At 66.1% G+C, this 24,259-nt stretch carries 22 protein-coding genes; 5 read left to right on the top strand and 17 right to left on the bottom strand.

Translation table 11 applies throughout. The features are described 5' to 3' along the window. Nucleotides 1-104: 104 nt before the first annotated feature. Nucleotides 105-449 (bottom strand): heavy metal-binding domain-containing protein, encoded by a 345-nt coding sequence (locus tag QUV35_RS04365; protein ID WP_300871134.1) that lies wholly within the window; start codon nucleotides 447-449, stop codon nucleotides 105-107. Nucleotides 450-550: 101 nt separating this feature from the next. Here QUV35_RS04365 and QUV35_RS04370 point away from each other — a divergent pair, with 101 nt between their 5' ends. Further along, nucleotides 551-1,213: an SAM-dependent methyltransferase gene (locus tag QUV35_RS04370; protein ID WP_300871135.1), complete on the top strand. Its 663-nt coding sequence runs from the start codon at nucleotides 551-553 to the stop codon at nucleotides 1,211-1,213. A 66-nt stretch (nucleotides 1,214-1,279) separates the two neighbouring features. On the opposite strand, the gene QUV35_RS04375 is transcribed toward QUV35_RS04370, so the two are convergent. Continuing rightward, complete coding sequence (locus tag QUV35_RS04375) at nucleotides 1,280-1,450, bottom strand: hypothetical protein (protein WP_172823098.1); 171 nt, start codon at nucleotides 1,448-1,450, stop codon at nucleotides 1,280-1,282. Nucleotides 1,451-1,516: 66 nt separating this feature from the next. After that, entirely contained in the window at nucleotides 1,517-2,410 is an 894-nt protein-coding gene (locus QUV35_RS04380) for a transglutaminase family protein (RefSeq protein WP_300871137.1), read from the bottom strand. Between the two features lie 182 nt (nucleotides 2,411-2,592). On the opposite strand from QUV35_RS04380, the gene QUV35_RS04385 reads away from it, so the two are divergent. The 4 genes from QUV35_RS04385 (at nucleotide 2,593) to QUV35_RS04400 (ending at nucleotide 9,716) form a co-directional block, all read left to right on the top strand. Next, nucleotides 2,593-5,163 carry an ABC transporter permease gene (locus tag QUV35_RS04385; RefSeq protein WP_300871319.1) on the top strand — a complete coding sequence of 857 codons (2,571 nt, stop codon included), beginning with the start codon at nucleotides 2,593-2,595 and terminating at the stop codon, nucleotides 5,161-5,163. Nucleotides 5,164-5,282: 119 nt separating this feature from the next. Next, nucleotides 5,283-6,380, top strand: coding sequence for a carotenoid 1,2-hydratase (locus QUV35_RS04390; RefSeq protein ID WP_300871321.1), 1,098 nt, complete (start codon nucleotides 5,283-5,285; stop codon nucleotides 6,378-6,380). 88 nt (nucleotides 6,381-6,468) lie between these two features. Beyond that, nucleotides 6,469-8,256 carry an ABC transporter transmembrane domain-containing protein gene (locus tag QUV35_RS04395; RefSeq protein WP_300871139.1) on the top strand — a complete coding sequence of 596 codons (1,788 nt, stop codon included), beginning with the start codon at nucleotides 6,469-6,471 and terminating at the stop codon, nucleotides 8,254-8,256. Between the two features lie 128 nt (nucleotides 8,257-8,384). Continuing rightward, nucleotides 8,385-9,716 carry a Glu/Leu/Phe/Val dehydrogenase gene (locus QUV35_RS04400; RefSeq protein WP_300871141.1) on the top strand — a complete coding sequence of 444 codons (1,332 nt, stop codon included), beginning with the start codon at nucleotides 8,385-8,387 and terminating at the stop codon, nucleotides 9,714-9,716. Nucleotides 9,717-9,755: 39 nt separating this feature from the next. On the opposite strand, the gene QUV35_RS04405 is transcribed toward QUV35_RS04400, so the two are convergent. The 14 genes from QUV35_RS04405 to QUV35_RS04470 are packed head-to-tail and all read right to left on the bottom strand — an operon-like array spanning nucleotide 9,756 to nucleotide 24,248. Then, nucleotides 9,756-10,229, bottom strand: a complete 474-nt coding sequence (locus tag QUV35_RS04405) for a DUF1178 family protein (RefSeq protein ID WP_300871142.1) — start codon at nucleotides 10,227-10,229, stop codon at nucleotides 9,756-9,758. After that, nucleotides 10,226-10,834 carry an NUDIX hydrolase gene (locus tag QUV35_RS04410; protein WP_300871143.1) on the bottom strand — a complete coding sequence of 203 codons (609 nt, stop codon included), beginning with the start codon at nucleotides 10,832-10,834 and terminating at the stop codon, nucleotides 10,226-10,228. The genes QUV35_RS04405 and QUV35_RS04410 overlap by 4 nt, the downstream gene beginning before the upstream one ends. A 20-nt stretch (nucleotides 10,835-10,854) precedes the next feature. After that, nucleotides 10,855-11,154, bottom strand: a complete 300-nt coding sequence (locus tag QUV35_RS04415; RefSeq protein WP_300871145.1) for a DUF2818 family protein — start codon at nucleotides 11,152-11,154, stop codon at nucleotides 10,855-10,857. A 59-nt stretch (nucleotides 11,155-11,213) separates the two neighbouring features. After that, entirely contained in the window at nucleotides 11,214-12,710 is a 1,497-nt protein-coding gene (gene nuoN / locus QUV35_RS04420; protein ID WP_300871146.1) for an NADH-quinone oxidoreductase subunit NuoN, read from the bottom strand. Between the two features lie 34 nt (nucleotides 12,711-12,744). Beyond that, complete coding sequence (locus tag QUV35_RS04425) at nucleotides 12,745-14,223, bottom strand: NADH-quinone oxidoreductase subunit M (protein ID WP_300871148.1); 1,479 nt, start codon at nucleotides 14,221-14,223, stop codon at nucleotides 12,745-12,747. Nucleotides 14,224-14,244: 21 nt separating this feature from the next. Next, entirely contained in the window at nucleotides 14,245-16,266 is a 2,022-nt protein-coding gene (gene nuoL / locus QUV35_RS04430; RefSeq protein WP_300871150.1) for an NADH-quinone oxidoreductase subunit L, read from the bottom strand. Nucleotides 16,267-16,299: 33 nt separating this feature from the next. Beyond that, nucleotides 16,300-16,617, bottom strand: a complete 318-nt coding sequence (gene nuoK, locus QUV35_RS04435; protein ID WP_300871152.1) for an NADH-quinone oxidoreductase subunit NuoK — start codon at nucleotides 16,615-16,617, stop codon at nucleotides 16,300-16,302. Continuing rightward, complete coding sequence (locus QUV35_RS04440; RefSeq protein ID WP_300871153.1) at nucleotides 16,614-17,267, bottom strand: NADH-quinone oxidoreductase subunit J; 654 nt, start codon at nucleotides 17,265-17,267, stop codon at nucleotides 16,614-16,616. The genes nuoK and QUV35_RS04440 overlap by 4 nt, the downstream gene beginning before the upstream one ends. Nucleotides 17,268-17,317: 50 nt before the next feature. Next, nucleotides 17,318-17,854, bottom strand: coding sequence for an NADH-quinone oxidoreductase subunit NuoI (gene nuoI, locus QUV35_RS04445; RefSeq protein ID WP_300871155.1), 537 nt, complete (start codon nucleotides 17,852-17,854; stop codon nucleotides 17,318-17,320). Nucleotides 17,855-17,868: 14 nt separating this feature from the next. Further along, a complete protein-coding gene (nuoH, locus tag QUV35_RS04450) occupies nucleotides 17,869-18,951 on the bottom strand; it encodes an NADH-quinone oxidoreductase subunit NuoH (protein ID WP_300871157.1) in 1,083 nt (360 codons plus the stop codon). Then, nucleotides 18,948-21,080: an NADH-quinone oxidoreductase subunit NuoG gene (nuoG, locus tag QUV35_RS04455; protein ID WP_300871159.1), complete on the bottom strand. Its 2,133-nt coding sequence runs from the start codon at nucleotides 21,078-21,080 to the stop codon at nucleotides 18,948-18,950. Before nuoG ends, nuoH begins: the two co-directional genes overlap by 4 nt. A gap of 14 nt (nucleotides 21,081-21,094) precedes the next feature. Beyond that, nucleotides 21,095-22,468: an NADH-quinone oxidoreductase subunit NuoF gene (gene nuoF / locus QUV35_RS04460; RefSeq protein ID WP_300871161.1), complete on the bottom strand. Its 1,374-nt coding sequence runs from the start codon at nucleotides 22,466-22,468 to the stop codon at nucleotides 21,095-21,097. Further along, on the bottom strand, nucleotides 22,465-22,998 hold the full coding sequence (gene nuoE, locus QUV35_RS04465; protein WP_300871163.1) for an NADH-quinone oxidoreductase subunit NuoE: 534 nt from the start codon (nucleotides 22,996-22,998) through the stop codon (nucleotides 22,465-22,467). Before nuoE ends, nuoF begins: the two co-directional genes overlap by 4 nt. Next, nucleotides 22,995-24,248: an NADH-quinone oxidoreductase subunit D gene (locus QUV35_RS04470; protein WP_300871165.1), complete on the bottom strand. Its 1,254-nt coding sequence runs from the start codon at nucleotides 24,246-24,248 to the stop codon at nucleotides 22,995-22,997. Before QUV35_RS04470 ends, nuoE begins: the two co-directional genes overlap by 4 nt. Nucleotides 24,249-24,259 lie beyond the last annotated feature (11 nt).

Below are 24,259 nucleotides of genomic sequence, written 5' to 3' on the forward strand. Positions count from 1 at the left end.
CCGAAGCGACGTGTCTCCAACCAGAGCACCCACGGAACCGGCTTGGCCGGGCCACAGAGTGTGCCCCCCTTGAGGGGGGACGCGCGCAGCGCGGCGGGGGGTGCTTACAGCTTCACCGCCGTGCCACTCACCGCGACCATCATCATGGCGTTGGTCTCGCCCAGCACTTCGTAGTCGAAGTCGATGCCGATGACGGCGTTGGCGCCCATCTCGCGCGCGGCCTCCACCAGGTCTTCCACCGCCGCATCGCGCGCGCCCGAGAGCGCCCGCTCGTAACCACCGGCGCGCCCGCCCACCACATCGCGCACCGACGCGAACATGTCGCGAAAGATGTTCGCGCCGATGATGGCTTCGCCATTGACCACGCCCAGGTACTGCGCCCGGTCGATGCCCTCGGGCGTGGTGGTGCTGAGAAAGAAGCCGTCGTTCGATTTGGAAAACCATCCCATGGGAACACTCCTGTTGGTGCGCCGCGTGAGGCGGCGCACGGACATTGTGCAGCGGGCGTGCTACGGTCGGAGACCGCCACAAGGGCCTGAAGGAAAACCCCATGCCCGGCTACCAGGTCAAGACCGAGACCATCACGCTCGGCGGCACCGACTGGCACATCCGCTGCCTGCTCGACGACCAGCAATACACCGACACCCGGCAGACCGCCGCCGCCATCGGTCTGCCCGCGGCGGGCTGGTCGCATTTCGGTCAGGTGTGGCCGTCCTCGCGCGTGCTCGCGCTGGCCATGCTCACGCAACCGCTGGCGGGCCTGCGTGTGCTGGAGATCGGCGCGGGCCTGGCGCTGGCCAGCCTGGTGATGCACCGGCGCGGTGCCGATGTGACGGTCAGCGACTGGCATCCACTGACCGAGGACTTCCTGCGGCACAACCTGGCCCTCAACGGCCTGGGCCCCATGCCCTACCAGGCGGGCAACTGGGAAAGCGTGGCCGCCACCGACAACCAGGCCCTGGGGCTGTTCGACCTGATCGTGGGCAGCGACCTGCTCTACGAACGCCAGCAGCCCGCGCAGCTGGCGGCGTTCATCCACCGACATGCGGCGGTGGGTGCGCAGATCGTGATCGTCGACCCCGACCGCGGCAACCGCGCGGCATTCGGCCGCGACATGGGCCTGCTGGGCTTCGTGCTCACCATGCAGGCGGCCGAGCGGCAACTGGAAGACGGCACGGCCTACAAGGGACGTTTCCTGCGCTTCGAGCGCTGAACGAAAAAAAGCCCGCACCGCGGGCCTTTTTCCGTTCAGCAAGGTCGGCCACCGGGGCCGGCCCGATCAGCCGCCTTTTTTGGAGCGCTTGCCGGGGTTCTTCTTGCTGCGGGTGGCCACGCCACGCTCCAGACTCACGCGCTGGCCACGGCCAGGGGAGGTCAGGGACACGCCGGCGACGGGCGTGGGGCGGGGGGTGGCTTTGCGGTCGGCTTCGGTGACGATTTTGTTGCCCATGACTGGATCCTGAGAAAGTTGCAATGGTGACGGAACCTGCTATTAGGCCACAAGGGCCTGCGGGCGTCAGGCGGGGGACACCGGGCCCCAGGTGAAGGAGGCATCGGTGGACAGCGCCTCCGGGCGCCGGACCGGCATCAGCCAGCCGTGCGCGGGGTTGGTCTGCGCCGAGATGTCGATGCGCGGTGCCTGCGCCGTCACCGGGCCGAAGATCGTCGCGAACGAGGCATCGGCCGCGTCGCGCCCGGTGCCGATGCGCACGAAACCCATGGGAATGGCGGTGCCCGAGGGATCGAACAGGTACCAGCGGTGGCCGAGGTAGACCTCCACATAGGCGTGGAAGTCGGTCGGGCCGAGGGCCGGGTCGGCGCCGAAGTCGATCGCGGTGGTGAAACGTGCCGGAATGTTGAGTGCCCGGCAGAACGCGATCATGAGGTGGGCAAAGTCGCGGCACACGCCCTTGTGGGCGTTGAGCGTGTCCATCGCGGAGGTCATGGAGTTGCTGGTGTTCGACTCGAAGCTCACCTGGCTCTGCACCCACTTCTGGATCGCCTCCACGCGCCGGTATCCCGGCGGCATCTGCCCGAACAGCTGGTTCGCCATGGCGGTCACGCAGTCGGACTGGCAGTAGCGGCTGGGGTAGATGTAGGTCAGCACCTCGGTGGGCAACTGGTTGATCGGTGTCTCGAACACGCTGTCGGGCGGATCCACATGGTGAACGATGTCGAGCGTGGCGCGGTACCGCAGCTGCAGCGGGCCCGGGGCGGCGGTCAGCCGCAGGATGCGGGTGCGGGTGGCGGGGTCGGTGTAGGACACCAGGGGCACCGGCTGGCTGACCTGCAGCTCTTCCCACACCACGGTCTGTTGCGGCGAATGGGCGGCCTGCACATTGAAGATGAAGTCGGCGCTGGGCTGGTTGACCTGGTACTGCAGGTCGATGGCGAGGTGGATGCGAACCATGGGGTCACCGTGAAAAGGAAACGAATCGACCTTGTGGGCCGGAGGCAGCGGGGATGCGCGCTGTGGGACGGTGATGAAAAACTCGAACCATGTTACGCGTGCACGAGGGCCTCGTCTGTGCGGCAAGCCACCATGCCCTGGCCAGAGCGCCGGGCAAGGGCTTGCGCGTAAGCTCGATCACCATGCGCGCGCTGCTCTCCACGTTCTCCTTGCAAGAGTTGCGCCACCACCCGTGGCGCAACGCATCGGCCGTGGTGGCCGTCATGCTCGGCGTGGCATTGGCGTTCGCCGTGCACCTGATCAATGCATCGGCGCTGGCCGAGTTCTCGAGTGCGGTGAGCTCGGTCAATGGCGAACCGGACGTGGCGCTGCGCGCGCGCCAGGGCCTGCTGAGCGACACCTTGCTCGACCGTGTGGCGGCGCACCCCGGCGTGGCGCTGGCCAGCCCGGTGCTGGAAACCCCCACGCAGGCCGTGCTGGACGATGGCCAGCGCGTGAGCGTGCGCTTGATGGGGGTCGATGCGCTGGTGGTGGCCGGCCTGTCGCCCGCCTTGATGCCGATCCCCGGAGCCGCAACCGGTGACACGGCCGCGCGCCGCTTCGACCTGTTCGCACCCGACGCGGTGTTTCTCAATGCCGCCGCTGCGCAGGCGCTGGGCCAGCGAACCACGCTGCAGCTGCAAGGCGGCCCGGGCCTGCGCACGGTGCGTGTGGCGGGCCGGGTGAACGCCCCGGGCGCGCCACTGCTGGTGATGGATGTGGCCGCTGCGCAGGACCTGATGGCGCAGGTGGGCCAGCTCAGCCGCATCGACCTTCGGCTGGCGCCCGGTGCCCAGCCCGATGCGGTGCTGGCCTCGCTCGCCCTGCCCGCCCAGGTGATCGCGCAGCGGCCCGAACAGTCGGGCGAGCGGGTGAGCAACCTGTCGCGCGCCTACCGGGTCAACCTCACGGTGCTGGCGCTGGTGGCGCTGTTCACCGGTGCCTTTCTGGTGTTCTCGGTGCTCTCGCTGTCGGTGGCACGGCGCCAGCCGCAGTTTGCCTTGCTCGGTGTGCTCGGCCTCTCGGGCGCGGAGCGCCTGCGCCTGGTGCTCGCCGAGTCGGCGCTGCTGGGCCTGCTGGGCAGCGCGCTCGGCATTGCGCTGGGCACGGCGCTCGCAGCACTCGCGCTCGGGCTGCTCGGCGGCGATCTGGGCGGTGGCTACTTTTCGGGCGTGGCACCACCTCTGCAGTGGAGCGGCCGGGCCGCCGCGGTGTATGGGCTGCTCGGTGTGGCGGCCTCGGTGGTGGGTGGCTGGTGGCCGGCGCGCGCCACGGCCCGCATGGCGCCCGCGCTGGCCTTGAAAGGTCTGGGCGCACCCGCTGCGACCGGTGCTCGCCGGCATGCGCTGGCGCTGGCGCTGGTGGCGCTTGCCGCCGCCCTGGCCTGGGCGCCACCGGTGGGCGGCATTCCCCTGGCGGCCTACCTGTCGGTGGGCCTGCTGCTGGTGGGCGGCATTGCCGCGTTGCCGCTGGCCGTGGGCGCTGTGCTCGATCGCATCGCACCGCACATCAGCCGCCACGCATTGCCCGTGCTGGCGGTGGAGCGCGCGCGCCGCCTGCGCGAGACGGCGGCCGTGGCCACCAGCGGCGTGGTTGCCAGCCTGGCCTTGTCGGTCGCCCTCACCGTGATGGTGGCGAGCTTTCGCGATTCGGTCACGCAGTGGCTCGATGCGGTGCTGCCCGCGCAGCTGTATGTGCGCAGCAGCGGGGGCAGCGGCAACGACACGACGCACCTGCCGGCCGACCTGGTGGTCGCGGTGGGCGGGGTGGCCGGTGTCGAACGCGTGGACACCCTGCGCGCCACACCGGTGCAGCTGGACCCGGTGCGCCCCGCCGTGGTGTTGCTCTCGCGGCCCCTGACCCAGGAATCATCGGCCGCGCTCAGCCTGCCGCTGGTGGGCAACCCGCTGCCCGCCCCGCCAGCGGCGCAAGGGGAGTTCAACATCCCGGTCTACGTGAGCGAAGCCATGGTGGACCTGTACGGCGCCGAACCCGGCGGCTGGTTGCCGGACCTGGCGCAGGCTTTTGCCGAGCCGAATGTGCGTGGTGTGCGCTTTTTCGTGGCCGGCGTGTGGCGCGACTATGCGCGCCAGCACGGCAGCGTGGCGATGGACCGCGACGATTTCGTGCGGCTCACCGGCGACACCCGCGTGAACGACCTCGCCCTGCACCTGCGCCCGGGTACCGACGAGAACGCTGTGCGCGAGGACATCCGCGCGCTGGCCGCGCAGCAGGGATCTGAAGACTCGATCGAGTTCGCCTCGTCGGGACAGATCCGGGCGGTGTCGCTGCGCATCTTCGACCGCAGCTTTGCCGTCACCGTGTGGCTGCAGGCGGTGGCCATCGGCATCGGACTGTTCGGTGTGGCCGCCAGCTTCAGCGCGCAGGTGCTGGCGCGCAAACGCGAATTCGGGCTGCTGGCACACCTGGGCCTGACGCGGCAGCAAATCCTGGGCGTGGTGGCGCTCGAAGGCCTGGCCTGGACGCTGCTCGGTGCGCTGGCCGGTCTGGGCCTCGGTCTGGCAGTGAGCCTGGTGCTGGTGCACGTGGTCAATCCGCAAAGTTTCCACTGGACCATGGATCTCGTGCTGCCCTGGGCGCGGTTGCTCGCGCTGTGCGCGGCCGTGGTGGTGGCGGGCACGCTCACCGCGTGGCTGGCCGGGCAGGCGGCGGCCAGCCGCGACGCGGTGCGGGCGGTGAAGGAAGACTGGTGAAACGGCTTCAGATATCCCCGCAGGTGGACCCTTCGACAAGCTCAGGGCGAACGGCGCACACCAACGCCACCGTTCGGGCTGAGCCTGTCGAAGCCCTCACCAGCCGGCGCCGCCTGCTGATCGCAGCCACGGGCGCCCTCGCCTTCCCGAAGGCCCGGGCGCAAAGCCCGCACCGCCCGGGCGACGCCCTGCAACCGCGGCCGCTCGTCTTTCCGCGCGACCACGGCAGCCACAACGAAACGCGCACCGAGTGGTGGTACCTCACCGGCCATGCCCAGGACGACAAGGGGCGTGATTTCGGTTTCCAGGTCACGTTCTTCCGCAGCCGGGTGGATGGCACACAAGCCCTGCAAAGCCGGCTCGCCGCGAGACACCTGCTGTTCGCACACGCCGCCATCACCGACGTGCAGGGCGGCAAGCTGCTGCACGACCAGCGCATGGCGCGCTGGAACGGCGAACCGGCGTCGCAGCCGGAGCGTGGCGTGTTCGCCAGCGAGGCCGACACCCGCGTGGTGCTGCGCGACTGGCACATCGATCGGGCACCCGAGGGCCACTACACCACGCGCATCGGGGGTGACGCGCTGTCGATCGACCTCGTGGCACGGCCGCAGCAGGCCTGGCTGCTGCAGGGGAACGAGGGCTTTTCACGCAAGGGACCCGATGCCTCGCAGGCGAGCTTCTATGTGTCCCAGCCCCAACTCGCGGTGCGCGGCACGCTGGGCATCGGCCGCCAGCGTTTCGACGTGCAGGGCACGGCCTGGCTGGACCACGAATGGAGCGAGGCGCTGCTGCATCCCGAAGCCGTGGGCTGGGACTGGATCGGCATGAACCTGCTGGACGGCCACAGCCTGACGGCGTTTCAGCTGCGCCGGGCCGACGGCAGCCAGCTCTGGGCAGGTGGATCGTTTCGGGAGGCCCGACATGCCGCAAGCCCCACACAGCTCAGGCGTTTCGGCACGGACGAGGTGGCGTTCAAACCCCTGCGCTCCTGGCTCAGTCCGCTGACCCGGGCCCGCTACCCGGTGGACTGGGAGGTGCGCACACCGGTCGGTGTGTACACGGTCAAGGCCGTGATCGACCCGCAGGAACTCGACGGCCGCCAGGGCACCGGAACGGTGTACTGGGAGGGCCTCTCGGACCTGTTCGACAGCGGCGGTCGACGGGTCGGGCGCGGCTATCTGGAAATGACGGGGTATGCGCAGCGGCTGGTGCTGTGAAGCCCCGCCACGCAAACCTCCATGCCCGGGAAACCAGGATCAATGTGCCGCGGCCAGACCGCTGCAAAAACCCGGCACACTCGACGGCATGAGCGCCCCTTCCCCCACCGACCGCCCCAAAGCCACCACCCCCACCTCGCTCGGCGGCCTCGTGCCGTTCCTGCGGCCCTACCGATTGCAGATCGGCCTGGCGATCCTGTTTCTGGTGCTGGCTGCAGCGGCCACGCTGGCGTTTCCGCTCGCCTTGCGTTTCCTCATCGACAGCGGCCTGGCACCCGCCGGCCGCGGCGAGCAGGCGATGGCCCTGACCGGGCACTTTGCGACCCTCTTCGCCGTGGCGGTGGCGCTCGGCATCTTTTCGGCGATGCGCTTCTATCTGGTCAGCTGGCTGGGCGAACGCGTCACCGCGGACCTGCGCAACGCGGTCTACAGCCATGTGCTGCGCCAGAGCCCGCAGTTTTTTGAAACCACGCAGACCGGCGAGGTGCTCTCGCGCCTGACCACCGACACCACGCTGGTTCAGACGGTGGTGGGCTCGTCGCTCTCCATGGGCCTGCGCAATGCCGTCATGGGCATCGGTGCCCTGATCATGCTGGTGTGGACCAACCCCTGGGTGATGCTGCAGGTGCTGCTGATCATCGTGCTGGTGGTGTTGCCCAGCATGTGGTTTGGCAAACGGGTGCGCAAGCTCTCGCGTGCCAGCCAGGACCGCGTGGCCGACTCCAGTGCGATCGCCGCAGAGGTGCTCAACGCCATACCGGTGGTGCAGAGCTACACCGCCGAAGACCGTGAAGCGGCGCGCTTCAACGAGTCCACCCAGTTCGCCTTCGACACCGCGATCCGGCGCACCCGGGCACGCTCGGTGCTGGTGGCCTTCATCATCATCAGCACCGCCGGGCTGCTGCTGTGGGGCCTGTACCAGGGCACACAGGCGGTGCTGGCCGGCACCATCACACCGGGCCACCTGGGGCAGACGGTGCTCTACATCATCATCCTGGCCGGCGCGGTGGCGGTGCTGGGCGAGGTGTATGGCGACCTGTTGCGCGCGGCGGGAGCCAGCGAGCGCCTGATGGAGTTGCTCGCCAGCGCCTCGCCGGTCCAGTCGCCCGAACAACCGCTGGAGGCGGCGACCCCGCAGGGCGGCAGCGCGCTGGTGTTCGACGACATCACCTTCCATTACCCCTCGCGCCCGGCGCAGGCCGCGCTCGCGGGCTTCAGCCTGGCGGTCGAGCCAGGTCAGACCGTGGCGCTGGTGGGGCCGAGTGGCGCCGGCAAGACGACCGTCTTCGGCCTGCTGCTGCGCTACTACGACCCGGCCCTGGGCACGATTCGGCTGGACGGCGTGCCGATTCATCAGATGAAGCTGCAGGACCTGCGCAACCGGGTGGGCATCGTGCCGCAGGACCCGGTGATCTTCTCCAGCAGCGCGATGGAAAACATCCGCTACGGCAAACCGGGTGCCAGCGATGCCGAGGTGCGTGCGGCCGCGACGGCCGCCTTTGCCGACGAGTTCATCGACCAGTTGCCCGAGGGCTACAACACCTTCCTCGGCGAGCGCGGCGTGCGGCTCTCGGGCGGTCAGCGCCAGCGCATCGCGATTGCGCGCGCCATGCTGAAGAACCCGCCGCTGCTGCTGCTCGACGAAGCCACCAGTGCGCTGGACGCCCAGAGCGAACGCATGGTGCAGGCCGCGCTCGAATCGGCCATGAAGGACCGCACCACGCTGGTCATTGCACACCGGCTGGCCACGGTGCAACAGGCCGACCGCATCGTGGTGCTGGACCGGGGACGGCTGGTGGAACAGGGCACACACGAGCAGCTGGTCACGCTCGGCGGTGTGTACGCCGGCCTGGCGGCGCTGCAGTTCAACGCCTGAAAAACAGGCACGCTCATGCACTGAACGCATGACGCAATGGCATCGCGGCCTTGGACAGCGGCCGACCGGCTCCGTAAGCTTCGCGGGTCGGTCCAGTGCATGGGCTGCACACCCACAAGGAATCCGCCATGTCATCCCCCTCGCCCTCCCCGGCCGGCAGCGCTCAGAGCGCCCCGGCCGTGTTCACGCAAGCCCTTCCCTCCTATCTGGATCCGAAGCACCTCGGCCCCTGGGGCATTTACCTGCAACAGGTGGACCGCGTCACGCCCTACCTGGGTCCGCTGGCGCGCTGGGTCGACACCCTCAAGCGTCCCAAGCGCACGCTGATCGTCGACGTGCCGATCCTGCTGGACAACGGCTCGGTGGCCCACTTCGAGGGCTATCGCGTGCAGCACAACACCTCACGCGGGCCAGGCAAAGGCGGTGTGCGGTTTCACCAGGACGTGACCCTGTCCGAAGTGATGGCGCTGTCGGCCTGGATGTCGATCAAGAACGCGGCGGTGAACGTGCCGTATGGCGGCGCCAAGGGCGGCATCCGGGTCGATCCGCGCCAGCTCACGCGCGGCGAACTCGAGCGGGTGACCCGCCGCTACACCAGCGAGATCGGCATCATCATCGGCCCGACCAAGGACATCCCGGCGCCGGACGTGAACACCAACGAGCAGATCATGGCCTGGATGATGGACACCTACTCGATGAACGAAGGCTCGACCGCAACCGGCGTCGTCACCGGCAAACCGGTGGACCTCGGCGGCTCGCTGGGCCGGCGCGAAGCCACCGGGCGCGGTGTCTTCACGGTGGGTGTCGAAGCGGCGCGGCGCATCGGGCTGGACATTCCCACCGCCCGCGTGGCGGTGCAGGGCTTTGGCAACGTGGGCGGCGTGGCCGGCAAGCTGTTTGCCGAAGCCGGCGCGCGGGTGGTGGCGGTGCAGGACCATGGCGGCACGATCCACCGCGAAGCCGGGCTCGACGTGCCCGCGCTGCTCGCGCACGTGGCGCAGGTGGGCTCGGTGGCCGGTTTTGCCGGCGCCGAGGTGATCGAAAACGATGCGTTCTGGGACGTGCCGTGCGACATCCTCATACCGGCCGCGCTCGAATCCCAGATCACCGAAGCGAATGCCGGGCGCATCCAGGCCCGCCTGGTGATCGAGGGCGCCAACGGCCCGACCACGCCGCAGGCCGACGACATCCTGCACGAGCGCAACGTGCTGGTGCTGCCCGACGTGATTGCCAATGCCGGCGGTGTGACGGTGAGCTACTTCGAGTGGGTGCAGGACTTCTCCAGCTTCTTCTGGAGCGAGGACGAGATCAACGCCCGCCTGGTGAAGATCATGAAGGACGCCTTCGCCGCCGTGTGGCAGGTGGCCGACGAGAACAAGGTGAGTCTGCGCACGGCCACCTTCATCGTGGCCTGCAAGCGCATCCTGCATGCGCGCGACCTGCGCGGCCTGTACCCCTGAAGCCGGCCCACCGGGCCATGCAAGCCCCGGGGCAGGCGCCTACTGCAGCGTTTCCTTGATCGCCGGCAGCGCCGGCAGCGCGATCACCTCGATGCCCTCTTCCATCAGGGCCAGCGCCTCCTGGGGGCTGGCCTGACCGCGGATGTTGCGGTGATCCAGCTCACCGTGGTGCATGGCACGGGCCTCGTCGGCAAAGCGCTCGCCCACGTCTTCCGTGTTGGCCACCACCTCGCGCAGGGCCCGCAACATGCGGGCCTGCAGGGCCGCCAGTTCGGGATCCATCACATGGTTGCTCATCGCCACCGACGGCGCTTGCGCAGCCGCTGGCTCCGGCTCGTTGCGGCCCGAGCGCAGGTTCAGCCGGGGCGCCGTCAGCTTCTTGTCGATGTGCACGTCCCCGCACAGCGGGCAGGCGACCATGCCGCGACCCAGCTGACTCACGAAATCATCTTCAGAGGCGAACCAGCCTTCGAACTCGTGCTGGTGGGCACACTGCAGGTTGAGGACCTTCATCGCGTCGATTGTCCCGCCAAAGAGGCCGTTGCGCCGCTGTGCCACTGCAGGGCCCATTCGCCGCTGAGCACGTTGTGCAGCCACATCGAGCCGATCAGGGTCTTGCAGTCGATCACCTCGCCGCTGAAACACCAGGCCCGCAAGTCGGCGGGTGTGGCGGTGAACACGTCGAGGAACTCACCATTGTCGAGTTGCCGCTCGCCCAGTGTGAGGCCGCGGGCGAACCAGATGTCGATGGTTTCGTCGGAGTAAGCCACCGTGGGGGCCAGCCGACCGGCAAATGCCCACTCCCGGGCGCTGTAGCCGGTTTCCTCGAGCATCTCGCGCTGTGCGCACCCGAGGCTGTCTTCACCCTGGTCGAGCTTGCCGGCCGGAAATTCGATCATCACCGCCTGCATCGGATGGCGGAACTGGCGCTCGAGCACCACGCGACCGTCATCGAGCAAGCCGATGACCATCACGGCCCCCGGGTGCAGCACGTACTCGCGCGTGGCCTCGGCCCCGCCGGGCAGGCGCACGGTGTCGCGCACCACATGCAGAAAGTGACCGCGCAAGAGCTCGGTGCGCGACAACGGCGTTTCGACCAGGTGGCTGTCCTCGTTCATTTCAAAGTGCCGGGGGAGACTTATCTGTGACGGTACAGGTACCGATAGACAAAACCGGGGAAGGCCAGCGTGATGAAGAGCGCGGCCGTGGTGGCGTAGAACTCCCACCCCTGTGGTGCGATCTGTCCGGCGCTGTGCTCCAGGGCCAGACCGACTGCTCCAACGGCGAAATACAACACCACCAGTTCGGCCAGACGCATCCACAGCGTCTTGGGCAGGCTGCGCGGAATCACCGCCAGCCACCGTTCGTTGATGAAAGGCAGATTGGCTGCAAGCAGGGCGGTGATCAACACCAGCCAGATGGAGAAGCTGTGGTTCATGGTGGAGGGTGTGAGCCGGCCCCACCGGCGAAGTTCACCGGTGCGAAGGCCCAGGCAGGTCAGGCCAGCAATGCCGCCACGGCTTGCGCACACAGCGCCATGAGGCCGCCCGGCAGGATGCCCAGCAACAGCACCAGCGCTCCGTTGACCGACAGCACCGAACGGGCGTCCAGCCCGGCCTCGATGCCGGCGGTCTGCGTGGGGGCATCGAAGTACATGACCTTGACCAGGCGCAGGTAGTAGAAGGCACCGATCAGCGACATGATCACCGCGAACACCGCCAGCCCCACGTAGAACGCTCCGCTGGAGGCCAGCAGCGCCTGCAACACCGACAGCTTGGCGTAGAAGCCCACCAGAGGGGGCACACCGGCCAGCGAGAACATGCAGATGGCCATGACGCCGGCGTACAGCGGGCTGCGCTGGTTCAGGCCCGCCAGATCGCTGATGTTCTCGGACTCGAAACCGCTGCGCGAGAGCAGCAGGATCACGCCGAACGTGCCCAGCGTGGTCAGCACATAGGTGATGACATAGAACATCGACGAGCCGTAGGCATTGGCCATGTTGCCGGAGTCGCCATCGACCACGCCGGCGAGCAGGCCGAGCAACATGAAGCCCATCTGGGCGATGGTGGAAAACGCCAGCATGCGCTTGAGGTTGGTTTGCGCAATGGCGGCGAAGTTGCCCACCAGCAGCGACATGACGGCCAGCACAGCGAGCATCTGCTGCCAGTCAAACGCCAGCGGCTGCATGCCTTCGACAAGCAGACGGATGACGATGGAAAATGCCGCCAGCTTGGGCGCGCCGCCGATCATGAGCGTGATGGCGGTCGGCGCCCCGTGGTAGACATCGGGCACCCACATGTGGAACGGCACCACACCGAGCTTGAAGGCCAGGCCGGCCACCACGAACACCAGGCCGAGCGTGAGCACCTGGGCCGAACCCTTGAGCGTGGCCTCGCCACCAGCGATGGACTGCATCACCGCAGCCAGGTCCAGCGAGCCGGTGGCACCGTACACCATGGACAGGCCGTACAGCAGGAATCCACTGGCCAAAGCACCCAGCACGAAATACTTCATGGCCGCTTCGGTGGCCTGCACGTCGTCGCGGCGCAGGGCCACCAGTGCGTAGCTCGAGAGCGTGAGCAACTCCAGACCGAGATAGATCACCAGGAAGTTGTGGCCGGAGATCATGACGAACATGCCCAGCAGCGCAAACATGGCCAGCGTGAACATTTCGCCGCCGCGCAGCATGTCGCGCTGACCGGCATAGTCGCGCCCGTACACCAGCGTGACCATCATGGCGATGGTGGCAAAGAACTTGAGCCAGTTGCCCATGGGGTCGCTGACGATCATGCCGCCGAAGCCCATGATGGTGTTGCCGGAAGCGGCAGCCATGGCCAGCAGCAGGGCCACGGCACCCAGCGACAGCAGCGTGAGCACATAGGTGGTGCCGCGCAGGGGCGACTTCACCGTCAGATCGGCCAGCGCGATCACGCAGGCCATCGTGAGCAGGAGGATTTCCGGGTAGGCCGCGACCCAGCTGAGCTTGTCAATCATTGTTCGTTCTCTTGTGTCGTGTGGCGCGCCCGGCTCACTGGGGCAGCTTGGAAATGGCCACGTGGCGCAGCAGGTCGGCCACGGAGGCGTCCATCACGTCGGTGAAAGGCTTGGGGTACACGCCCATGAAGAGCACGGCCACCGCCAGCACCGACATCACGAGAAATTCACGCGGGTTGAGGTCGACCAGCTTTTTCACGTTGTCGTTGCCCACGGCGCCCAGGTAGACGCGCTTGTACATCCACAGCGAGTAGGCGGCACCGAAGATCAGGGCCGAGGCGGCGAGCAGACCGATCCAGAAATTGGCCTTCACCGCCGCCAGGATCACCATCCATTCGCCCACGAAGCCGGCCGTACCCGGCAGGCCGCAGTTGGCCATGGTGAAGAGCAAGGCGAATGCGGCAAACCGGGGCATGGTGTTGACCACGCCGCCGTAGTCGGCGATCTCGCGCGAGTGCACCCGGTCGTACAGCACGCCGATGCCCAGGAACATGGCGGCCGACACGAAGCCGTGGGCAATCATCTGCACAATACCGCCCGACACACCCAGGTCGCTGAAGACGAAGAAGCCCAGGGTGACGAAGCCCATGTGGGCCACCGAGGAGTACGCCACCAGCTTTTTCATGTCCTGCTGGACCATGGCCACCAGACCCACGTAGATCACCGCCACCAGCGACAACGCGATCATGAGCCAGGCCCATTCCTGCGAAGCGTCGGGCAGGATCGGCATCGAGAAACGCAGAAAACCGTAGGCGCCGAGCTTGAGCATGATGGCGGCCAGCACGGCCGAGCCGCCGGTGGGGGCTTCCACGTGCACATCGGGCAGCCAGGTGTGCACCGGCCACATCGGCACCTTCACGGCAAACGCTGCGAAGAAGGCGAAGAACAGCAAGGTCTGCGCGGTGCTGCTCAGGGGCAGTTGGTACCAGTCAGCGAGCGCAAAGCTGCCGCCGGACACGGTGTACAGGTAGATCAGTGCCACCAGCATCAACAGCGAGCCGAGCAGCGTGTACAGAAAGAACTTGAACGCGGCGTAGATCTTGTTCGGGCCGCCCCAGATGCCGATGATCAGGTACATCGGGATCAGCGTGGCTTCGAAGAACACGTAGAACAGCATCGCGTCCTGCGCGGCGAACACGCCGATCATCAAACCCGAGAGGATCAGGAACGCACCCATGTACTGGTTGACGCGCGTCGTGATCGACTCCCAGCTCGCCACCACCACCACCACGTTGATGAAGGCCGTGAGCAGGATCAGCCACAGCGAGATGCCGTCCACGCCGAGGTGGTAGTGGATGTTGAAGTTTTCGATCCAGGGACTCTTCTCGACGAACTGCAGCGCGGCCGTGCCGAGCTTGAATCCGGTGTAGAGCGGCACCGTGACCGCCAGCCCCACCAACGCACCCACCAACGCGATCCAGCGCACCATGGGTGCCTGTTCGTCACGGCCCAGGGCCAGCAGCACGACGCCAAAAGCAATGGGCGTCCAGATGGCAAGGCTCAGCAAACCCATGATGTTCTTCTTCCTCTTGTTTTATTTGGCGAGCCAGACGAAGTACGTCATGAACAGCAGCACACCCACGATCATCATCAGCGCGTAGTGGTAGAGATAACCCGTCTGGGCGCGGCGCACCACGCCCGACACCAGTCCCACCAGCTTCCAGCTGGCGTTCACCACACCGCCTTCGATCACGCCACGGTCACCACCCTTCCACAGCCCGATGCCCAGTGCGCGCGCGCCTTTGGCGAGAACGTTCTCGTTGAACCAGTCCAGGTAGTACTTGTTCTCGAGAATCACCACCAGCGGACGCAGTGCGCGTCCGATGGCGGCCGGCACGGCCGGGTTGATCAGGTACATGTACCAGGCGCTCACGGCGCCGGCGAGTGCCAGGTAGAGCGGCGGCGTGGACAAGGCATGGGTGGCCATCGACAGCGGACCATGGAAGATCTCGGCAAACCGGGCCATGGCCGGATGCGCTGCCGCGTTGATCGTGATCGCATCGCTGAAGAAGTCGCCGAACAGCATGGGTTCGATGGTCATGAAGCCGATCACCACCGACGGAATGGCCAGCAGCACCAGCGGCACCGTCACCACCCAGGGTGATTCGTGCGGCTTGCCGTGACCATGATCGTCGTGGTGACCATGGTCGTCGTGGTGGGCGTCCGGGTTCTGGTCGTAGCGCTCCTTGCCATGGAACACCAGGAAGTACAGGCGGAATGAATAGAACGAGGTCACGAACACACCGGCGAGCACCGCAAAGTAGGCGAAGCCTGCGGCCGGCAGGTTGCTGAAGTGCACCGCCTCGATGATGCTGTCCTTGGAATAAAAGCCCGAGAACAGGGGCGTGCCGATCAGGGCCAGCGTGCCGAGCAGGGAGGTGATCCAGGTGATGGGCATGTACTTGCGCACGGCGCCCATCCAGCGGATGTCCTGGTTGTGGTGCAGCCCCATGATGACCGAGCCTGCGGCCAGGAAAAGCAGCGCCTTGAAGAATGCGTGCGTCATGAGGTGGAACACCGCCACCGAATAGGCCGAGGCGCCGAGCGCCACCGTCATGTAGCCGAGCTGCGACAGGGTGGAGTAGGCCACGATGCGCTTGATGTCGTTCTGGATGATGCCCAGGAAGCCCATGAACAGCGCGGTGATGGCGCCGATGATGAGGATGAAGTTGAGCGCGGTGTCCGACAACTCGAACAGCGGCGACATGCGCGCCACCATGAAGATGCCGGCCGTGACCATGGTGGCAGCGTGGATCAGCGCCGAGATGGGGGTCGGGCCTTCCATCGAATCGGGCAACCACACATGCAGCGGGAACTGCGCGCTCTTGCCCATGGCGCCGATGAAAAGGCAGATGCAGATCACGGTGATCAGCAGCCAGTCGGTGCCGGGGAAGCCCATGGCGCCGAGTTCCGGCGCCTTGGCAAACACCTCGGTGTAGTTCAGCGTACCGGCGTAGGCCACGATCAGGCCAATGCCCAGGATGAACCCGAAATCGCCGACGCGGTTGACCAGAAACGCCTTCATGTTGGCGAAGATCGCCGTGGGCTTGTTGAACCAGAAACCAATGAGCAGGTAGGACACCAGGCCGACCGCTTCCCAGCCGAAGAACAGCTGCAGCAGGTTGTTGCTCATGACCAGCATGAGCATGGAGAAGGTGAACAGCGAGATGTAGGCGAAGAAGCGGTTGTAGCCTTCGTCTTCCTCCATGTAGCCGATGGTGTAGAGGTGCACCATGAGCGAGACGAAGGTGACCACCACCATCATCATGGCGGTGAGGCCGTCGACCAGAAAGCCGATCTCCATCTTCAGCCCGCCGACGACCATCCAGGTGTAGAGGGTCTCGTTGAAGCGGGCGCCGTCCAGGGCCACGCTCTTGAGCGTCATGGCGGACAGGACGAAGGCGACCAGCACACCCAGGATGGTGAGCGTGTGCGAGGCGCGGCGGCCGATGACGTTGCCACCGAAGGTGGTGCCCAGAATGCCGGCCAGGGCCGCGCCGATCAGCGGCGCCATGGGGACGGCGAGCAAGGTGCTGGCAGAGAGTGTGGTGCTCATGGTGCTGTTGGGTTCTGGTCTTGGTGCCGGTGCTCAGCCCTTGAGCGTGTTGAGCTCTTCGACGCTGATCGAATGCTTGTTGCGGAACAACAGCACCAGGATGGCCAGGCCGATCGCCGACTCGGCGGCGGCCACGGTCAGGATGAAGAACACGAACACCTGCCCGTGCATGTCGCCCAGGAAATGGGAGAAGGCCACGAAGTTCATGTTCACCGCCAGCAGCATCAGCTCGATCGCCATGAGCAGCACGATCAGGTTCTTGCGGTTGAGGAAGATGCCGACCACCGACAGCGCGAACAGGATCGCGCCCACCGACAGGAAATGGCCCAGGGTCAGACTGGTTAAGTTCATGCCTTGCCCTCCTCGGCGGCTGCCGGCGCCTCGGGCGCGGCTTTTTGTGTGGGCGCCATGGGCAGCACCACCAGACGGTCACGGGCGCGCACATGCACCTGCAGGCCCGGGTTGATGGCCTTGCTGTCCTTGCGCTGGCGAAGGGTGAGTGCGATCGCGGCAATCATGGCCACCAGCAGGATCACGGCAGCCACCTCAATGGGGTAGAGGTACTCGGTGTAGAGCAGCAGCCCCAGCTCGCGTGTGTTGGAGTAGTTGGCGGCGTTGATGCCGGCGCCGGCCGCATCCGGATTTGCCGCCAGGCTCGGAAAGCCGACAAACAGCACGGCGATCAGTTCGGCCGCCACGAGGGCACCGAGGATCGCGGCCAGCGGGAAGTGTTTCCAGAAACCCTTGCGCACGCTGTCCATGTTGATATCGAGCATCATCACGACGAACAGGAACAGCACCATCACCGCGCCCAGGTACACCAGCACCAGGGTGATGCCAAGGAACTCCGCCTTGAGCAGCAACCACAACGCAGACGCCTGCGAAAACGCCAGCATGAGGAACAGCACAGCGTGCACCGGGTTTCGCGCGGTGACCACGCGGAAGGCTGCAAACAGCAGCACCGCAGCGAAGAGATAAAAGAAGCCGGTCTGGTAGTCCATGGCGTTGTGGTTGTGTCGTCGGGTCCGGTCGGATTCCAGGGTCGCAGCGATCAGCGATAGGGGGCGTCGGCGGCCCGGGCGGCGGCAATCTCGGTCTCGTAGCGGTCGCCCACGGCCAGCAGCATCTCTTTGGTGAAGTACAGGTCGCCCCGCTTCTCGCCGTGGTATTCGAAGATGTGGGTTTCGACGATGGAGTCCACCGGGCAGCTCTCCTCGCAGAAACCGCAGAAGATGCACTTGGTCAGGTCGATGTCGTAACGCGTGGTGCGTCGTGAGCCGTCCTCGCGCACGTCGGACTCGATCGTGATCGCCATGGCCGGGCACACCGCTTCGCACAACTTGCAGGCAATGCAGCGCTCTTCGCCGTTTTCGTACCGGCGCAGCGCATGCAGGCCGCGAAAGCGCGGCGACAGCGGCGTCTTTTCCTCGGGAAACTGCACGGTGATCTTGCGCTTGAAGGCGTAGCGACCCGTCAGGGCCATGCCCTTGAACAGTTCCACCAGCAAGAAGCTGTTGAGAAAATCGCGGAACGAGAATGGCGCCACGACCGCAGGGGACGCAGTGGTTTGGGCAGTGATGGTGGACATGGTCAGGCGCCCTCTTATTTCCAGAGGTTCCACGACGTCTGCATCAGGCCGCCGACGAGCAGCAGGTAGATGAGCGTGACGGGAATGAAGATCTTCCAGCCCAGACGCATGATCTGGTCGTAACGGAAGCGCGGAAAGGTGGCACGGATCCAGATGAACATGGACACCACGAGGAAGGTCTTCAGGCCGAGCCAGATCCATCCCGGGATCCAGTTGAACAGCGCGCTGTCGATGGGCGACAACCAGCCGCCCAGGAACATCAGCACCGCCAGCACCGAGATCAGCCACATGCTGGCGTACTCGGCCAGGAAGAAGATGGCAAAGCCCATGCCGGAGTACTCGACCATGTGGCCCGCGACGATCTCGGCCTCGCCTTCGACCACGTCGAAGGGGTGCCGGTTGGTTTCGGCCACGCCGGAGATCAGGTACACGAAGAAGATCGGCAGCAGCGGCAGCCAGTTCCACGACAGGAAGTTCAGCCCCTGCGAGGCGGCCATGCCGCGGGCCTGCGAATTCACGATCTCGACCAGGTTCAGACTGCCTGCCGTCATCACAACGATCAGGAAGCAGAAGCCGATGGCGATCTCGTAGCTCACCATCTGCGCCGAGGCGCGCAACGCGCCGAGAAACGCGTATTTCGAGTTGGAGGCCCAGCCCGCGATGATCACGCCATACACCTCGATCGAGGTGATGGCCAGGATCACCAGCAGACCGGCATTCACGTTGGCCAGCACCGCTTCGGGGCCGAATGGCACGGCCACCCAGGCGGCCAGCGCCGGCATGATGGCCATGATGGGGCCCAGGCGAAACAGGCCGTTGCTCGCCGCACTCGGGCGGATCAGCTCCTTGGTCAGCAGCTTGAGCGCATCGGCGATGGGCTGCAGCAGACCGAAAGGGCCCACGCGGTTGGGTCCGTGGCGGACCTGGATCCAGCCGAGCAGTTTGCGCTCCCACAGCGTGAGGTAGGCCACCGCGCCCATGAGAGGCGCCAACACGGCCACGATCTTGATCAGGTTCCAGAGCACCGGCCAGGCCGCGGTGGTCCACCACGGTGCGGCGATCAGGCCCAGGCCGCCGTTGTACATCGCGTCGATCATGCGTGCACCTCATGGGTGGTCAGGCTGGCGCGGGCGTCTGCGGTCATCTGCAGCGCAGGAGCACGGCGCACCAGTCCGTCGAGTTGGTAGATCGCGGCCACGCAGGGTTCGGCGCCGGCAGGCGCCGTGTCGATCGGCACGCTGCCGGTGTTGTCCAGACGGGCAGCATCCACCAGCGCGCCACTGGCGACACCGGGCAGGACGCTGGCCAGCACGGCCTGGGAGGAATCGGCATCGAAGCCGGCCAGACCCAGCAGGTTGCCCAGCACGCGGATCACCTTCCAGGCCGGGCGCGTTTCACCCAGCGGGCGAACAACGGCGTGGAAGCTCTGCAGTCGGCCTTCGGCATTGACGAAGGAGCCCGATGTCTCGGTGAAGGGTGCGATCGGCAGCAGCACATCGCTGAGGTCGAGGTTGGTCTTGAACGGGCTGAGCGTGATCACCATGCCGCCCGGGGCCAGAGAGCCGACGCCGGCCGCACTGTCATGCTCGGGTTCGGTATTGAGCAGGACCAGCGCATGCACCCCGCCCGCCAGCATCCGGCCGGCATCCATGCCGTCCTGCCCCGGCACGGCGCCCACCAGCTGCGCGCCCACCGTGTTGGCGGCTTCGCTGAAGTAACCCACCGTGGCACCGGTCTGCCGGGCGATCCAGTTGGCCAACGACAGCAGGCTGGCTGCTTTTTGATGGTGCGCGGCGGCGTTGCCGAGCAGGATGGCCTTGTGCTCACCACCCAGCAGCGATTTCGCCACGGCGCGGTGGGCGTCGGTCACGTCGGCGTTCGCCGGCGCGATCGCACCGGTCTCGGCAGCAACGGCCGCGGCAATGCCGGCGAGCGCCGACACCCAGACGCCGCTGTCGGCGAGCACCACGTTTTTCAGCGGCATGGCCCAGTCTTGTGCGACCGCGTTGAGCACGTTGACCTGCGCGCCCTTGCGTTGGGCTTGACGGATCCGCTGTGCGAACAGCGGGTGGTCCTTGCGCAGGTTCGAGCCCACCACCAGCACACGCTGGAGGTTGGAGAGCGATGCGATCGGCATGCCCAGCCAGCGCGCTGCACCGGCGGGAGCGGTGTTGGAAGGATCGGCATGGCGCAAGCGGCTGTCGATGTTCTGGCTGCCCAGGCCGCGCACCAGGGCACCGGCCAGCGCCAGCTCTTCCAGCGTGCTGTGCGGGCTGGCCAGCAGGCCGATGGCGCCGGCGCCGTGTTCGGCCTTGACCTGCTTCAGGCCGTTGGCAACATATTCGAGCGCGGTCTGCCAGTCGACCGTGTGCCACTCGCCTCCCTGCTTGAGCATGGGCGCGGTCAGGCGGTCTTCGCTGTTGACGGCTTCGTACGAAAAACGGTCCCGGTCGGCGAGCCAGCACTCATTGATGGCTTCGTTTTCGAGCGGCACCACGCGCATGACCTTGTGGTTCTTCACCTGGATGATGAGGTTCGCGCCGGTGCTGTCGTGCGGGCTCACGCTCTTGCGGCGTGAGAGTTCCCAGGTGCGCGCGCTGTAGCGGAACGGCTTGCTGGTGAGCGCGCCGACCGGGCAGATGTCGATCATGTTGCCCGAGAGCTCGGAGTCGACCGTGTCGCCCAGCACCGTGGTGATCTCGGCGTGCTCGCCGCGGTGGATCATGCCCAGCTCCATCACGCCGGCCACTTCCTGACCAAAACGAACGCAGCGCGTGCAGTGGATGCAGCGGCTCATCTCCTGCATGGAAATCAGCGGGCCGACGTCCTTGTGGAAGACCACGCGTTTTTCTTCTTCGTAGCGCGAGCCCGAACTGCCGTACCCCACCGCCAGGTCCTGCAGCTGGCACTCGCCGCCCTGGTCGCAGATCGGGCAGTCCAGCGGGTGGTTGATCAGCAGGAACTCCATCACCGATTGCTGGGCCTTGATGGCCTTGTCGCTCTTGGTGCGAACGATCATGCCCTGCGTGACCGGCGTGGCGCAGGCCGGCATCGGCTTGGGCGCCTTCTCCACGTCAACCAGGCACATGCGGCAGTTGGCCGCGATGGACAGTTTCTTGTGATAGCAGAAATGCGGGATGTAGGTACCGGCCTTCTCGGCCGCATGCATGACCATGCTGCCCGGGGGCACTTCCACCTTCTTGCCGTCGAGTTCGATTTCAACCATGGGAATTGTTTCTCTTATGCGGCCTTGGCTGGCGACTGAGCGGCCGCGATCTTGGCCTCGAACTCATGCCGGAAGTGTTTGATCATCGCGCGCACCGGCATGGCCGCCGCATCGCCCAGGGCGCAGATGGTGCGGCCCATGATGTTCTCGGCCACGTTGTCGAGCAGCGCCATGTCGGCCGGGCGACCCTCGCCCGCGTCGATGCGGCTGACCATGCGCCAGAGCCAGCCCGTGCCCTCGCGACACGGTGTGCACTGGCCGCACGATTCGTGCATGTAGAAGTAGGACAGCCTTTTGAGCGACTCGACCATGCAGCGGCTGTCGTCCATCACGATCACCGCGCCCGAACCCAGCATTGAGCCGGCCTTGGCGATGGAGTCGTAGTCCATGGTGCAGTCCATCATGGTGGACGCCGGCAACACCGGCGAGGAGGAACCACCGGGAATCACGGCCTTGAGCGTGCGGCCCTTGCGCACGCCACCAGCGAGCTCGAGCAACTTGCTGAACGGTGTGCCCATGGGAACCTCGTAGTTGCCGGGCATCTCCACGTCACCGCTGACCGAAAAGATCTTGGTGCCACCGTTGTTGGGCTTGCCGCAGGCCAGATACGCCGCGCCACCATGGCGGATGATCCACGGCACCGCGGCAAAGGTTTCGGTGTTGTTGATCGTGGTGGGCTTGCCGTACAGGCCGAAGCTGGCCGGAAACGGTGGCTTGAAGCGCGGCTGGCCTTTCTTGCCTTCCAGCGATTCAAGCAGCGCGGTTTCTTCGCCGCAGATGTAGGCGCCGAAACCGTGGAAGGCGTGCAGCTGGAAGCTGAACCCGCTGTCCAGGATGTTGTCACCGAGCAGTCCAGCTGCACGCGCTTCTTCGAGCGCCGCCTCGAAGCGGTCGTAGGCCTCGAAGATCTCGCCGTGGATGTAGTTGTAGCCCACGCTGATGCCCATGGCGAAGGCGGCAATGGCCATGCCCTCGATCACGATGTGCGGGTTGTACATGAGGATGTCGCGGTCCTTGCAGGTACCGGGCTCGCCCTCGTCGGAATTGCACACCAGGTACTTCTGACCCGGGAACTGGCGCGGCATGAAGCTCCACTTCAGGCCGGTGGGAAAGCCCGCACCGCCGCGGCCGCGCAGCGCCGACTCCTTCAGGGTGGCGATCACCTGGTCCTGGGTCATGCCGACCACGGGCGGATCACCCGCCGGCTCGGCGCCGTCCTTGCCCAGCACCTTGCGCAGGGCCTGGTAGCCACCGCGCGCCAGATAGTCGTTGAGCGACCAGTTGCCGCCGTTGAGGTCGGCATAGATCTGCGGGTTGATGTGACGACCGTGGAAGCAGCTCTGCACGCCGGTGGCGCGGAACTGCGAGAGGATCTGTTCGGCGTTCATGACTGTCCTTGCGGGGCGCCGACCGTCGACTTGAGGCCGTCGATCAGCTGGTCGAGCTTGTCGTTGCTCATGAAGCTGCACATGTGTCGGTCGTTGACCAGCATCACCGGCGAGTCGGCGCAGGCGCCCAGGCATTCGCTCTGCTGCAGGGTGAACAAGCCGTCTGCGGTGGTCTCTCCCATGCGAATGCCGAGCTTGTGCTCGAGGTGATGCAATGCGTTCTGGCCATCACGAAGCTGGCAGGGCAGGTTGGTGCAGACGTTGAGTTTGAACCGGCCCGTTGGCTGCTGGTTGTACATGTTGTAGAAGGTCGTCACTTCATGCACGGCAATGGGCTCCATGCCCAGGTAGCCGGCCAGAGAGGCCTCGGCCGCGGTGCTCACGAAGCCAGCTTCCTGCTGGATGATCGCCAGGCAGGCCATGACCGCCGACTGGGCCTGATCGGCCGGGTACTTGGCGACTTCGCGCGCGAAGCGCTGCCGGGTGGCGCTGCTGAACTCGACAGCAGCAAGTGGTTGGCCGGTGCTCATCGGTCGATCTCCCCGAAAACAATGTCCATGGTGCCGATGATGGCCACGGCGTCGGCCAGCATGTGCCCGCGCGCCATCTCGTCCATCGTGGCCAGGTGCGCAAAACCGGGCGCGCGGATCTTCAGGCGATAGGGTTTGTTCGCGCCGTCGCTCACGAGGTAGATGCCGAACTCGCCCTTGGGATGCTCCACCGCCGCATAGGCCTCGCCTTCGGGCACGTGGAAGCCCTCGGTGAACAGCTTGAAGTGGTGGATCAACTCTTCCATGTTGGCCTTCATGGCCTCACGGGCGGGTGCCGCCACCTTGTGGTTGTCGGTGATCACCGGGCCAGGGTTGGCACGCAGCCACTTCGAACACTGCTCGATGATGCGGTTGGACTGCTTCATCTCCTCCATGCGAACCAGGTAGCGGTCGTAGCAGTCGCCGGTCTTGCCCACCGGAATGTCGAAATCCATCTGCCCGTACACGTCGTAAGGCTGCTTCTTGCGCAGGTCCCAGGCAATGCCGGAGCCGCGCAGCATGGGGCCGGTCATGCCCAGGTTCAAGGCGCGTTCGGGCGCGACCACGCCGATGCCCACGGTGCGCTGCTTCCAGATGCGGTTGTCGGTCAGCAGCGTGTGGTACTCGGCGAGATAGGTGGGGAAGCGCCTGGTGAAATCGTCGATGAAATCGAGCAGCGAACCCTGGCGGTTCGTGTTCATCTGCTCCATGGCTCGCGCATTGCGGATCTTGCTGTGCCGGTACTGCGGCATGGTCTCCGGCAGGTCGCGGTACACACCGCCCGGCCGGAAATAGGCCGCGTGCATGCGCGCCCCGGACACCGCCTCGTACATGTCGAACAGGTCCTCGCGCTCGCGAAACGCGTAGATCAGGATGGTGGAGCTGCCGCAGTCGTTGCCGTGCGAGCCCAGCCACATCAGGTGGTTGAGCAGGCGCGTGATTTCGCTGAACATCACCCGGATGTATTGCGCGCGGATCGGCACGTCAATGCCGAGCAGCTTCTCGATGGCCAGACAGTAGGCGTGCTCGTTGCACATCATCGACACATAGTCCAGCCGGTCCATGTAGGGCAATGACTGGATGTAGGTCTTGTGCTCGGCCAGCTTTTCGGTGGCTCGGTGCAGCAGGCCGATGTGGGGGTCGGCGCGTTGCACGACTTCGCCGTCGAGCTCGAGCACCAGGCGCAGCACGCCGTGGGCAGCCGGGTGCTGCGGACCGAAGTTGAGGGTGTAGTTCTTGATTTCAGCCATGACGATGTCGC

It is taken from the genome of Hydrogenophaga sp., assembly GCF_030373225.1.
Taxonomy (GTDB): Bacteria; Pseudomonadota; Gammaproteobacteria; order Burkholderiales; family Burkholderiaceae_C; genus Hydrogenophaga.